Annotated in this window: 10 protein-coding genes; 7 read left to right on the top strand and 3 right to left on the bottom strand. The window is 68.2% G+C overall.

Translation table 11 applies throughout. The annotated features are described in order from the left end of the window. Window positions 1-4: 4 nt before the first annotated feature. Both folE and RBT42_RS10680 read right to left on the bottom strand, forming a co-directional pair. Entirely contained in the window at window positions 5-754 is a 750-nt protein-coding gene (gene folE, locus RBT42_RS10675; protein ID WP_320364914.1) for a GTP cyclohydrolase I, read from the bottom strand. Between the two features lie 121 nt (window positions 755-875). Then, window positions 876-1,715 (bottom strand): hypothetical protein, encoded by an 840-nt coding sequence (locus RBT42_RS10680; protein WP_320364916.1) that lies wholly within the window; start codon window positions 1,713-1,715, stop codon window positions 876-878. Between the two features lie 140 nt (window positions 1,716-1,855). Between RBT42_RS10680 and RBT42_RS10685 the strand changes: the two genes are divergently transcribed. The 6 genes from RBT42_RS10685 to RBT42_RS10710 all read left to right on the top strand — a co-directional run bounded on the left by RBT42_RS10685 (window position 1,856) and on the right by RBT42_RS10710 (window position 10,414). Then, the gene (locus RBT42_RS10685; RefSeq protein ID WP_320364918.1) at window positions 1,856-2,704 is read left to right on the top strand and encodes a M15 family metallopeptidase; all 849 of its coding nucleotides are present in this window, start codon (window positions 1,856-1,858) and stop codon (window positions 2,702-2,704) included. A 132-nt stretch (window positions 2,705-2,836) separates the two neighbouring features. Beyond that, complete coding sequence (locus tag RBT42_RS10690; RefSeq protein ID WP_320364920.1) at window positions 2,837-3,106, top strand: PAAR domain-containing protein; 270 nt, start codon at window positions 2,837-2,839, stop codon at window positions 3,104-3,106. A 73-nt stretch (window positions 3,107-3,179) separates the two neighbouring features. Then, complete coding sequence (locus tag RBT42_RS10695) at window positions 3,180-4,739, top strand: hypothetical protein (RefSeq protein WP_320364922.1); 1,560 nt, start codon at window positions 3,180-3,182, stop codon at window positions 4,737-4,739. Between the two features lie 17 nt (window positions 4,740-4,756). Then, entirely contained in the window at window positions 4,757-8,623 is a 3,867-nt protein-coding gene (gene tssM, locus RBT42_RS10700) for a type VI secretion system membrane subunit TssM (RefSeq protein WP_320364924.1), read from the top strand. Further along, window positions 8,620-9,606: a type VI secretion system-associated protein TagF gene (gene tagF, locus RBT42_RS10705; protein WP_320364926.1), complete on the top strand. Its 987-nt coding sequence runs from the start codon at window positions 8,620-8,622 to the stop codon at window positions 9,604-9,606. The genes tssM and tagF overlap by 4 nt, the downstream gene beginning before the upstream one ends. 4 nt (window positions 9,607-9,610) lie before the next feature. Next, window positions 9,611-10,414 (top strand): OmpA family protein, encoded by an 804-nt coding sequence (locus tag RBT42_RS10710; protein WP_320364928.1) that lies wholly within the window; start codon window positions 9,611-9,613, stop codon window positions 10,412-10,414. Window positions 10,415-10,483: 69 nt separating this feature from the next. On the opposite strand, the gene tssA is transcribed toward RBT42_RS10710, so the two are convergent. Beyond that, window positions 10,484-11,566: a type VI secretion system protein TssA gene (gene tssA, locus RBT42_RS10715; protein ID WP_320364931.1), complete on the bottom strand. Its 1,083-nt coding sequence runs from the start codon at window positions 11,564-11,566 to the stop codon at window positions 10,484-10,486. A 187-nt stretch (window positions 11,567-11,753) separates the two neighbouring features. Between tssA and RBT42_RS10720 the strand changes: the two genes are divergently transcribed. Next, window positions 11,754-12,545, top strand: coding sequence for an energy transducer TonB (locus tag RBT42_RS10720; RefSeq protein WP_320364934.1), 792 nt, complete (start codon window positions 11,754-11,756; stop codon window positions 12,543-12,545).

Here is a 12,545-nt window from a genome sequence, read left to right on the forward strand (position 1 = left end):
GGCATCAGCCTTTCTTGTGGGTCACCAGGGACAGGAATTCGCGACGCAGATTGGGGTCCTTCAGGAAGGAGCCGCGCATCACACTGTTGATCATCTTGGAGTCCATGTCCTTGACGCCGCGCCAGTGCATGCAGAAGTGGTCAGCCTCCATGATCACGGCCAGACCATCGGGGTTCATGCGCGACTGCAGCACGTCGGCCACCTGGGTCACGGCTTCTTCCTGAATCTGCGGCCGGCTCATGATCCAGTCGATCAGGCGCGCGTACTTCGACAGGCCGATCAGGTTGGAATGCTCATTGGGCATGATGCCGATCCACACCTTGCCCATGATGGGGCACAGGTGGTGCGAGCAGGCGCTGCGCACGGTGATGGGGCCGACGATCATCAGCTCATTGAGACGTTCGGCGTTGGGGAACTCCGTGACGGGGGGCGCCTCCTGATAGCGGCCCCGGAAGATCTCGTTGAGGTACATCTTGGCCACGCGACGGGCCGTGTCCTGCGTGTTGTGGTCGCTGTCGGTGTCGATCACCAGGCTGGACAGCACGCCGCGCATCTTGCTCTCCACCTCGTCCAGCAGCGCGTCCAGCTCGCCCGGGCGGATGAAATCGGCGATGTTGTCGTTGGCGTGAAAGCGCTTGCGTGCGGCCTTGATCCGCTCGCGGATCTTCAGAGACACCGGTACGCCCTCATCGTCAGACGGGCGGGTCGGGAGGTCGGCATCGAGGGCCGGGTCGGAAGGGCTGGAATGGGTCATGGCGTGTCCTGGGCTACGAGGTGCTCATACAGCAATCAAGCATCGTAGCGCCCAAACCAGCCTCTTGCCGAGTGTGGGCGGGAGCCCTCACCTGTCGCAGGGGGGGCTCCACCGGTTCGGATCAGCGTGAGGGGGCGCAGCCTGCACCCTTGGGCTGCTGCGCGCAGCGGCGGCGCCGCTCGCTGTCCGTGCCACCAGCGCGGGTGTGGGTGAACATCGCCTCCAGCAGTGCCACGTCGGCATCTTGACCTCGCTTTGTCGCATTCTGGCGGGGGCGCACCTCCGCTGGCGCGGCCTTGGCCACGCGACGGGGTTCGTCCCGGACGGTGGCCGGGGTGGGGGCCTTGGCCGGTGACGGGAGTAAGGCTGCTGGCGTGGACTGGGTCGTGCTTGTGGGCGTGGCCGACGGCGCGGGCGGTGTGGCGCCCAGTGCCGCCAAGGGGGAGGCCGCCGCCACCGTGGCCAGGCTCGCCACCGCCGTGGGCGCGACCTCCTCGATCACAGCGGTCTGAGGCGCCGGGGCGATGGGCAGGTCGGCCGCCGATGCGGAAGGGGAGGCTGTGCCGGTGGCCATCACCGTGGGCGGCTTTGCGGTGTCCGACGGCGCAGCAAGCAGGGCACGGCGTGCCGGCTCCTGCGGCACGGCTGCGCCGGCTTGGGCGTGGCCTTGAGCGAGCACCATGGCAAAACCCGCCAACAGGCCGACGATGCCCAGGCCCATCAGGGCCAGCAGCGCCTTGAACTGCCAGCTGTTGCCACGCTTGCGGCGCGAACGAGCGGACGCCCGTTTGGAGGGGGGGCGGCTGGCGGCGAGCGTCGATAGAATCCGCACGCGCTCGGGGGCGTCATCTGCCTCGGGCTCCATGCCGGCAAACAGACTGGGGCGATCGAGTGCGGGTGGCGTGTGCTGCCGCGAAGAAGGCGTGTTGCGGGGCCATGTCAGGCCCTGGTCATGGCTCAAGCCTGACTCCCTGTTGTGTTTTTGGAATGTGTGAACCCGCGCATTCTAGGGAGGCAGATCAGGTCGCGAAAGGCCGCGTCCGCTGGCTGCAAAGACTGGTTACAACAATGATGCAAACAGGGTGGGTGTTCGGATCTTTCATGCTGGCCAGCGCGGCCTTGGCCTTGCTGGTGTTTCCGCATTGGCGCCAGGCCCTGGCGCTGCGCTGGCAACGCTGGTGGCAGCGCGGGCGTGCGCACGGCCAGCGGGCAGGGCAGCACCTGGGCGCGCAGGTGCGGCAGGCGCCCGTCCGTCTGTGGCATCAGACCGGCACCGGCGTGCAGGGCGTGCGCCACTGGTGGGCGCGTCGCTGGACCTGGGTGCTGGGCGGGGGCACGCTGCTGTCGCTGCCCGTGCTGCTCACCGTGAGCTGGGGCCTGTGGGGCACGCGCACACTGGAGGGCTTCGACGACCGCATCGACCCGCTCAACCTGCAGGTGGCGCAGTTGCTGCAAGGCGAGCACCTGGTGCCCCCGCCGCCCTTGCCCCCCGAGGTCTTCGACACTGCCGAGGTCGAGATCGTGCGCCCCATGCTCGCCAGTGCCGATCGCCGCTGGGAACAGATGGACCCGGCCTTCGTGCAACTGCTGCTGCGGGCGTTCAAGATCATGAAAGAAGAGCATGGCTACGACATGGCCTTGCTCGAAGGCTGGCGCAGCCCCGAGCGCCAGGCGATGCTGGCTGCCAAGGGCGGACATGTGACCAACGCCGGAGCCTGGCAGAGCTACCACCAGTGGGGCCTGGGCGCCGACTGCGCCTTCTACCGCGACGGCAAGCTGGTCATCAGCGAGAAGGACCCCTGGGCCATGCGCGGCTACCAGCTCTATGGCGAGGTCGCCGAGCGGCTGGGCCTGACCTGGGGCGGGCGCTGGCAGATGATGGACCTGGGTCACGTCGAATGGCGCAAGCCGGGCGTGCGCGAAGCCATGCGGGCCGCGCGTAACCGCTGAGTGCACTTGACACAGACTGTCACAGTGCCACCCCTCTAGCGGGGGGGCTGAGATGGGGTTGCGCCGCCTTAGACTGCGCCCGCGTCGGTACTTCCGACCGCATACACAAAGAGATCAGGGAGCGCGCGGACCATGGGACGTCCATTCATTGTCTTGGGGGACAGCACCAGCCATGGCGGTACCGTGGTGGGGGCATCGGGCAGCACCGACACCCATGGCCGCCGCATTGCGCGGGTGGGCGACAAGGTCACCTGCCCCAAGAAAGGCCACGGCGGCACCACCGTGATCGTGAGTGGCGACCCCACCATGATCATTGACGGCCAGCCCGCGGCCCGCCACGGCGACAAGTGCGCCTGCGGGGCCACCCTCATCTCCGGACAGGCGGTCTCTACCGGCATCTGAGCCCTTGCGGGCTCTCCGCACCGTCACAGGTGCTGCCGCGTGGCAGCACGGCTATCGAGCAGGCAGTCAGGGCATGGCCAGGATTTTGAAAGCGCTGGGTTTGGGGTTGGTGATCGCCACGATCGTGTGGCTGGTCACCCTCTGGCAATGGCACAACGCCGAGCGCGACATCGGCATGGCTGACATCGTCGTGCAACTGGTTGTGCTGCCCGTGCTGCTGACCCTGGGCCTGTTGGCCGCGCTGTGGGGTGTGCAGCGCCTGCGTGCACCGGTGGAGGCGCCTGCGGCCGCTCCGTCGACGGGCGAGGGCGCCTTGGACGCAGCGTTGTCGGCCGAAGCCCAGGCGCAGCGCGACGCCTCGGCCTGGGTGCTGGCCGAAGCGGTCCACCTGCCTGTCGGCGCCGATGCCGACACAGCCTGGTCCACGCTGCAAGCGGGCGGTGCCCGTCCCGATCTCGACGCCCACCTGCAAGATCTCGACGGGCTGCCCGTGTTCACCGCCCGCGTGCCCGAGATCGAGCTGGACGACTGGTTGATGACCCACGGCGAGCTGAGCCATCCTGACGAGGGCGGTCTGCCGCCTGCCGTGCTGCGGGCTTTGGCGCTGATCGACGCCCCGCTGCACCGCGTGCTGGACACCCTGACCAGTCTGCGCACCGAGCTGCCTGAGGACGAGCCCTCATCGGACTCTGACGAGGCGCTGGCGTTGGGCGACGGGTCAGCCTTTGGCAAGGCACACCTGTCCGGTGTCGCACGGCCCATGGCGCTGGCCCAACAAGCCTCCCGCGAGGCGCAGCGCCCGCGGGTTGCCGTGCGCGTGCTGTGGCCGGCTCATTGGCAAGAGGCCGATCGTGAAGCCGCCACTGCCTGGCTGCAGTCCCAGTGCGGCACGCTGCTGGACTGGGTGGCCACGGTGAACGCCCACATGCCCGCCTGGCAGGTCGCTCCCCTGGCTCAGGCCGAGAGCCTCTGGACCGAGATCGATCAGCTGCTGCTGCGCTGGGCCCGCGAGCCGCGCCCCGAATTGCTGCTCCTCCTGGCGGTGGACAGCGCCCTCGATGCCGACCGTATCGATCACCTGCAAGCCATCGGCGAGCTCTTCACCGCGCAGCACCAGACCGGACGCGTGCCTGGCGAGGGCGCGGCCGCCTTGCTGCTGGCCCACCCGCAATGGCCGCATCTGAGCACCCAAATGCCCGAGGCGATGCGCCTGTGGCGCCCGGTCTGCCGCCGACGTGACAAGTCGGCCGATGCCGCCGGACGCATTGGCTGCACCACCCTGACCGCCGTGCTCACCGAAGTCCTGCAGCGCTCGACACCACCCCATGAGGGCCTGATGGTGGTGTCGGACGCCGATCACCGTGCCAGCCGCACCGGCGAGCTGTTCGAAGCCCTGCAAAGCGTGGCCCCTGAGCTCGACCCCTTGCAGCAGGTGACCCGTGTGGGTGAGGCCTGCGGCGACCTGGGCGTGGCCCGTGCGCTGGTGCCCACGGCGCTGGCGTGCGCGGCCTTGCGGCAAAGCGATCAGGCGCAGCGGGTGGCCGTGGCCACCCATGTGCAGTCTCCTCATGAACGCGTGGTGGTGGCCCTCTCGCCCATGCACCCCATGCTTGCCGTCCCTGAGGCGGCCTGAACGACCTGGAAGTCCCCATGCAAAGAATCTGGCGTTTTCTCCTTGACACCCGCACGCTGACGGTCATCGGCGTGGCGGCGCTGGCGGGCCTGCTGCTGCTGGGGGCCGACACCCTCAAGGTCGGGCTGATCTGGGCCGGGATCGTGCTGGGCCTGTTGGGGCTGGCCTGGTTGATCGTCTGGGGTGTGCGGCACTGGCGCGCGCAACGCGCAGCGCAGTCGCTGGAGCAGGCCATGGCCGACGAGGCTGACAAGGCCGTACGCGAAGCCGCCGATGCCGGGCGCCAGGACGAGGTGGCCGCCGTGCGCGAGCGCATGACCGAAGCCGTCAAGCTCATCAAGACCTCGCGCCTGGGTGAGACCTCCGGCTCGGCCGCCCTGTACGAGTTGCCCTGGTACGCCGTCATTGGCAACCCGGCGGCGGGCAAGAGCTCGGCGGTGGTCAAGTCGGGCCTGAAGTTTCCCTTTGCTGACAACACTGACGCCGTCATCCAGGGCATTGGCGGCACGCGCCATTGCGACTGGTACTTCACCACCGAAGGCATCCTGCTGGACACTGCTGGCCGCTATTCCGTGCACGAGGAAGACCGCGGCGAGTGGCTGGGCTTCCTCTCCCTGCTCAAGAAGCACCGCCCCAAGGCGCCGCTCAATGGCGTCATCATCGCGGTCAGCGTCGCCGAGCTGGGCGCCAACAAGCCCGAGTTCGCGATCGACTTGGCGCGCAAGCTGCGTCAGCGTGTGCAGGAGCTCACCGAGAAGCTCGAGGTCTTCGCGCCGGTCTATGTGCTCTTCACCAAGGCCGACCTGATCGCCGGCTTCGTCGATTTCTTCGAGGACCGCGAACGCAGCGAGCGCGACAAGGTCTGGGGCGCGACCCTGCCTTACGACACCACCGGTCGGGGCGATGTGGTGGCCCAGTTCGAGCAGCAGTTCGATGTGCTGTACCAAGGCTTGAAAGACGCTTCGGTGGCGCGCATGTCGCTGCACCGCGGCGAGCAGTTGCCGCCGGGCGTGCTGACCTTCCCGCTCGAATTTGCCGCCCTCAAGCCCGCACTGCGCACCTTCCTCAACACCCTGTTCGAGGACAACCCCTACCAGTTCCGTCCCATCTTCCGCGGCTTCTACTTCACCAGTGCGGTGCAGGAAGGTCAGTCCACCAGCCGCGCCAGCGAGCGCGTGGCCGATCAGTTCGGGCTGCAGTTACAGCCTGGCGCGGCGGCCGCGGTCTATTCGCAAAGCGGCTTCTTCCTCAAGGAGCTGTTCTCGCGCGTCATCTTTGCCGACCGTGACCTCGTCAAACAGTACACCAGCCGCCACAAGCTGCGCCTGCGCTATGCGGCCTTCTTCGGCGGGCTGACCCTGGTGGGCGCCGTGCTGGCGGGCTGGACCTGGTCCTACATGGGCAACCGCCAACTGGTGGCGCACGTGCAGGCCGATCTGCTCAAGGCCCAGCAGGTGCAGCAACAGCGTGTCGACCTGCAGTCGCGCCTGGAGGCGCTGGAGATCTTGCAGGACCGCCTGGAGCAGATGCAGCGCTACCGCGCCGAGCGGCCCTGGTCGATTGGCCTGGGCCTGTACCAGGGCGAGACCATCGAGGCGCGCCTGAAGGAAGAGTACTTCCATGGCCTGCAGGCCGTGATGCTCAAGCCGGTCGCCCAGTCGATCGCGGGCTACCTCACCGAGGTGAACAGCCGTGCCGCCGAGCTGCGTCCGCTGCAGCGCAGCAGTGAGCCGCCCGTGGTGACCGCCGCCGACACCGCCTCGCCGCTGCCAGCGGCGGGCGCAGCCTCGGGCGTCATGCTGGTCAGTACCCAGGCTGTGGCGAACGCGCCGACTTCTGCCGTGCCGGCCCCCGCTGCGATCGGTGCCCCCTACACCCAGGCGTCCAGCACCAATGTCACCGAGGCCTACAACGCCTTGAAGGCCTACCTGATGCTGGGCGATCGCAGCCGCCTGGAGGCCGGCCACATGAGCGACCAGCTCACCCGCTTCTGGCGCAGCTGGCTGGAGACCAACCGCGGCGCCATGCCGCGTGAGCAGCTGATCCAGCGCGCCGAGCGCATCCTGTCCTTTGCCCTGGCGCAGATGAGCGACCCGGCCTTCCCGCAGCAAGACCTCAACCTGACCCTGCTGGACCAGACCCGCGAGAACCTGCGCCGCGTCGTCAAGGGCATGCCAGCCCGTGAGCGCGTGTACGGCGAGATCAAGGCGCGTGCCGCCACCCGCTTTGCGCCCGTCACGGTCACGCGCTTCGTCACCGAGAACGACCGCCAGATCGTGGCCGGCAGCCATGCCGTGTCCGGCGCTTTCACGCGTCAGGCCTGGGAGCAGTACGTCAAGGAGGCCATCCAGAACGCCGCGCACAAGGAGCTGCAGACCAGCGACTGGGTGCTCAAGACCGCGGCGGCCGATGACCTGACGCTGGAGGGCAGTCCGGAGCAGATCCAGAAGGCCCTCACCACGCTCTACAAGACCGAGTACGTGCGCGAGTGGCAGAAGTTCATGCAGGGCATCACCGTGCACGACTTCGCCAGCTTCGACCAGGCCGTGGTGCACATGAACCGTCTGGGTGACCCGAGCAATTCGCCGGTGGGCGTGCTGCTACACACCCTGTACGAGCAGACCTCCTGGGATAACCCCTCGCTGGTCAACGAGCGCCTGGCCAAGGGCCAAAAGAGCTTCCTGGAGTGGTTCAAGCAACGCATCCTCAGCGCGACGCCCAGCCCCACGCCGGTGAACCTGAGCCTCACGCTGGGCAAGGATGCCCAGATCCCCATGGGCCCGATCGGTCAGGAGTTTGCCAGTCTCAACCGGCTGATGATGCCGCGCGAAGGCCAGGAGCCGCTGATCCGCCACTATCTGGGCGCGCTCTCCAAGATCCGCTCGCGCTTCAACCAGATGAAGACCGCCGGCGATGCGGGCCCGGCCTCGCGCAAGTTCATGGTCGAGACCCTGGAGGGCAGCGGCGAGCTGGCCGAGGCGCTCAAGCTGGTGGACGAGCAACTGCTCAATGGCCTGAGCGAATCGGCGCGCAATGCCTTGCGGCCCATCCTGGTGCGCCCGCTGATGCAGGCCTATGGCGTCATCGTCAAGCCCGCCGAAGCCGAGCTCAACCGCGTGTGGATGGCACAGGTCTTCGAGCCCTATCAGCGCACCCTGGCCGGCAAGTACCCGTTTGATCGCAACGCCCGCATCGAGGCCAGCCCGGTCGAGGTCGCCAAGGTGTTTGGCACCGAAGGGGCGGTGAGCAAGTTCGTCGAACAGTCGTTGGGTGCGCTTGTGCTCAAGCGCGGCGACAGCCTCACGCCGCGCACCTGGGCCGACATGGGCGTGCGCCTGCGCCCCGAGTTCGTCGGCGGGGTGGGCGCCTGGATGGCACCGCTGGGCGGGCAAACTGCCGCGGCGGCGGGGGGGGGCGCAGGCGGTGCGGCTGCCGAGGTGAAGACGGTGTTCCAGATGCTGCCGCAGGCCGTGCCGGGCCTGACCGAGTACACCATCGAGGTGGACGGTCAGGTGCTGCGCTATCGCAATGGCAAGGCCAGCTGGGCGCACTTCGTGTGGCCGGGGCCGGGCACGCCGGGCGTGAAGATCGCGGGGGTGAGCTACGACGGCACACCGATCACCTTCTTCCAGGAGCCGGGACGCTTTGGCTTGGAGAAGATGATCAATTCGGCCCAACGTCGGCGCATCGATGACGGTGTGTTCGAACTGCGCTGGGTCCAGGGCGGTGCCTCGGTGGCGGTGCAGTTGCGCATCATCTCCAACGCCGACACCCCGACGTCGCAGGCCACGTCCGGTGGCGCGGCGCCGTCGGCGAGCCTGGGCGCCTTGCCGGCGATCATTGCGGGGCCGGTCGAGCCGGTGGCCACGGGGGGCACGCTGTGAGCACGACCCCCTCGGCCAGCCACGACCTGGTGTACTTCGGCAAACTGCCTTCGCGCGGCGACTTCGTGCGCAGCGCCCATCACAGCGCCTTGATCGAGCACCTCGATCGCTGGCAGTCCCAGACCATGGAGCGTTTGGCCACCGACCCACGCTGGAAGCTGCGCTACGACGCCGCGCCCACCGTGCAGTTTGCGATCCTGGGTACGGCCAGCCGCGTGGGCCTGGCCGGTCACTGGCGTGCCAGCCAGGATGCGTCCGGGCGGCGCTTTCCCTTCGTGACGGCTTGCTCATTCGATGTCACCACGCCGCGCGCCTTTCCGGATGTGGCGCCGGTGGCGTTGTCGCGGGTTTGGAACCGACTGGATCAAGTGGCGGGGGTGGCCCATGCCGCGACCGATCTGGTCCACGCTCAGGCGAGTCTGCAGGCACCCGTGCCCCATGAGGTCCAGGAGCCCGCCGCTCGCAATGCCCTGCAAGAGTTCCTCGACACGCACACTGTGGCCAGCCTGGAACAGATGCTGGCGGCCAGCGGCGTCAAGGTGTCGCTGCGGCAGGCCACGCTGGCGCTGGGCCTGCTGCTGCAGCCGGTGATGAGCCAGGGGGCCGCGCGGTTGACCAAGGCCTTGTGCCTGCCGCTGGTCAACGATGCCAGTTTGCGCGGACCGGTGGCGGCGTTCTGGCTGTCGCTGGTACTGGGCTTCTTCCGCCGGCACGACGTGGAGCTGGGCCTGTACCTGGTCGGTCATGAAGGCCAGACCTGGCTGGTGCTGGGTTTTCAGGGTGCGTCGGCGGCCACCTTGAGCACCTTGATCGACCCGCACACGCTGGCGCAGGAGGCGGTCAGCGTCAACCAGGCCGACTGGGTCGAAGACGAGGTGCAGGCCGACTACGGTCTGCGCAAACTGTCCAATTACCTGCGGGATCCGGGCCTGTCCCTGTCGCAGGCGCTGGCCACCTACCAGGAAGTGTTTCTCGGAGTCTGATGTGATGCAAGCGGTGAAATGGATGCACACGGTGCGCCTGGGCGTGCTCGCTGGGCTGGTGGCAGGTTCGAACTGGGTTGGCGCGCAAACCGCCGGTGGCGCGCAGATTCAGGGCCCGGGCCAGGTGGTGGTGGCCGGCACCGTGCCGGACGAGGCCACACGGGTGGCCGTGATCGCGCGCCTGCGAGAGCTGTATGGCGCCGAGCGGGTGGTGGATCAGCTGGCGCTGGGCTCGGTGGTGGCGCCGCCGCAGTGGTCGCAGCATGTGCAAAAGCTGCTGTCGCCGTCCTTGAAACAGGTCAGTCACGGTCAGCTCAGCGTGCAGGGGCAGACGGTGGAGCTCAAGGGCGAGGTGGGCAACGAGGCCTTGCGCCAGCAGCTTGCCAGCGAGATGGCGCAGTCGCTCAACCCGACTTATACCGTGCGCAACGGCCTGCGTGTGGCCGTGCAGGAACAGGCGGTGGTGGACCAGGCGCTGGCCAATCGCATCGTCGAGTTCGAGCCGGGCAGCGCGGTCCTGCGGCCGGCGGGCTTGTTGATCCTCGACGAGATGGCGGCTGCGCTGGCGCGCCTGCCGGGGCGTCGCTTCGAGGTCATCGGGCACACGGATGCACAGGGCAGCCATGCGTCGAACGTGAGCCTGTCGCTCGCGCGGGCGCAGGCGGTCAAGGGTTATCTGGTCAGCAAAGGCCTGCCCGCCGACAGCCTGAGCACCTCAGGTCTGGGGCCGGACCAACCGGTGGCGAGCAACGCCACCGACGAGGGCCGGGCCCGCAACCGCCGCATCGAGTTCCGCGTGGGCGGTTGAGCCGGTTGGAAGCGGGTCCAGGCCGGATGGGGCCGACCGCGCATCGCGCGTGAGCGGCGTGCCACCCGGTCAGCCGTGATCGTGCCCGGGCTTGTCCAGGCCCAGCAGCTCTTCCAGGTGGGACATGGCCCCCTGGTCCTTGATGACCTGGCTGAGCCATTCGTGCAGCGGCATCTCGCCCCATTTGACGGCCTTCTCGGCCAGATAGGCCACGGGGCTGTGCGGCTCGGTGCGGCGGAAGAAGCTGGCCACGTCGCGCAGTTGCTGCAAGGCCTGAGCCCGTGTTTGCAGCGGGCCGGCGACGTTGGGGGGGCGGTGGTGTGCCGGCGTTGTGGGAGTGGCCGGGTCCGCGCTGGATGCCACAGGAGGCGCAGGCTCGCCCGCACCGTCATGCAGCACGCCTGCCTCGCGCGCCAGTCGCTCGATGTCGTGTACAGCCTGAGACAGGGCTTCCTTGGCCGCCACAAAGCTCGGGCCTTCGTCGCCCAGTTGGGTGTCGACCACGTCCTGCCAGGCCAGCAAGACCTGCTCACATTGACGCGCGGCGGCCAGGGTGGCTTGCAGGGTCTCGGCAGGGGTCTCACGCAAGGCGCGCTGGAATTGGTCGAGCGTGATCTTGTCGCCTGCGCTGCGGTTGGCCTCCTCGGGGTCGCGCTCCATCAAGGCGGCTTGCTGACGCGCCAAGGTGAGGTCGTGCAGGCTGAAGGTCGCGCCTTTGCGGGACTGGGCCACTGGCAGGGAGTTGGCCAGGCTGACCACGCGCTGCAGCAACCAGCGCATGTTGCCAACGCGCTGCTCGTGGTCCCCGTCTTCGGCCATCGGGTGCAGCGGCTCCCAGAAGCGCTCGCACAGCAGGGTGCAGACGCGCAAACCCCGCGCGAGCCCCTCGTAGCCTTGGGTCAGTGCCCAGGCTTCGGTCAGCCACATGGCCAGGCGCAGGTCTTTCGTGCGGGTGCCCAGCAGGGTTTCGCAGGCGCGGGCCACGCCTGGCCAGTCGGCTACCTTGAGGCTGGTGACCCATTCACCCTGGTTGAGCGTGGCGTCATCGGCACGCCGCATTTCGTTGATGGTGTCAAACTCCGAAGAGAACGACAGATCGTCGCCGCAGGGCGCGTGTGCGGCCAGCGGCGTCAGCAAGACTTCCATTTCCATGACATCCCTGTGTGTGAGTGCGGACGGCGGGTCTGAGCCCGGCACGGTGCGCGCCCGTCATCATTCCATGGCGAGCGACGGCCCGCGATCACCCGAAGAGGGGGCAAAGGTAATTGCTTGTGAATGCGGTTCACTGAAGTGGATGAGAGTGATTCGCAATTGCAATTGATGTGTTAAGCTACGTTCTATGACTTCGTTTGCGCTCCCGCTTCAACCCCAGCTGCTGCGGCCGCCGGTCGAGCTCACACGCCTGCAGCGTGCCGGCCTGGCCGCGTCGGTGCTGGTGGTGCATGCCAGCGCGGCGCTGGTGTTCTGGCATCTGGCGCCCGAACCGGTGCTGGTGGCCGAGTCGGCCCCCATCACGGTGGCCCTGATTGCCGACGAGCCGCAGACCCAGGCCGCTCAGCCCCCGGTGGTGCAGCCTGAGCCACCCAAGCCGGTACCGGTGGTGCAACCCCGTCCGACGCCGCCGGTGCCGCGTCCGGCGCCACCGCTGGTGGCTGCCCCGCGTCCTGCCGCTCCGCAGGAGATGCAGGTGCCAGTGGCCCCACCCACGCCGCCCACTCCACCCAAGCCGGTGGCCCCCGCCGAGGTCGCTCCGGCCCCTGCGGCCGCGCCAGCCACCCAGGCGGCTCCCACAGGTCCGGTGACGGCGGCGCCCGCCGGGCAGGTCGGCCGCAGCACCACGCAACCCAAGGTGCTGCCGTCCTCGGCTGTGCGCTATCTGCTTGAGCCAATGCTGAGCTACCCCCGCATCTCCCGTGAGATGGGCGAGGAGGGGGTGGTGCGCCTCAAGGTGCTGGTGGACGAGCAGGGCCGCCCCCAAGACATCGAGGTGGCCCGTTCATCGGGTTACCCACGCCTGGACCAGCAAGCGGTCCAGGCGATGAAGAAAGCGCGCTTTCAGCCGCACCTGGAAGACGGGCAAGCCCGCAAGGTGTGGGTGGTGGCCCCCCTGACATTCAATCTGGAAGACTGA

This window comes from Aquabacterium sp., assembly GCF_034003525.1.
Lineage (GTDB): Bacteria > Pseudomonadota > Gammaproteobacteria > Burkholderiales > Burkholderiaceae_C > Aquabacterium.

What these genes read in the sequence shown, in the direction of transcription:
- folE (WP_320364914.1), bottom strand. Translation starts at nt 754, where the DNA reads ATGACCCATTCCAGCCCTTCCGACCCGGCCCTCGATGCCGACCTCCCG.
- RBT42_RS10685 (WP_320364918.1), top strand. Translation starts at nt 1,856, where the DNA reads ATGCTGGCCAGCGCGGCCTTGGCCTTGCTGGTGTTTCCGCATTGGCGC.
- RBT42_RS10690 (WP_320364920.1), top strand. Translation starts at nt 2,837, where the DNA reads ATGGGACGTCCATTCATTGTCTTGGGGGACAGCACCAGCCATGGCGGT.
- RBT42_RS10695 (WP_320364922.1), top strand. Translation starts at nt 3,180, where the DNA reads ATGGCCAGGATTTTGAAAGCGCTGGGTTTGGGGTTGGTGATCGCCACG.
- tssM (WP_320364924.1), top strand. Translation starts at nt 4,757, where the DNA reads ATGCAAAGAATCTGGCGTTTTCTCCTTGACACCCGCACGCTGACGGTC.
- RBT42_RS10710 (WP_320364928.1), top strand. Translation starts at nt 9,611, where the DNA reads ATGCAAGCGGTGAAATGGATGCACACGGTGCGCCTGGGCGTGCTCGCT.
- tssA (WP_320364931.1), bottom strand. Translation starts at nt 11,566, where the DNA reads ATGGAAATGGAAGTCTTGCTGACGCCGCTGGCCGCACACGCGCCCTGC.
- RBT42_RS10720 (WP_320364934.1), top strand. Translation starts at nt 11,754, where the DNA reads ATGACTTCGTTTGCGCTCCCGCTTCAACCCCAGCTGCTGCGGCCGCCG.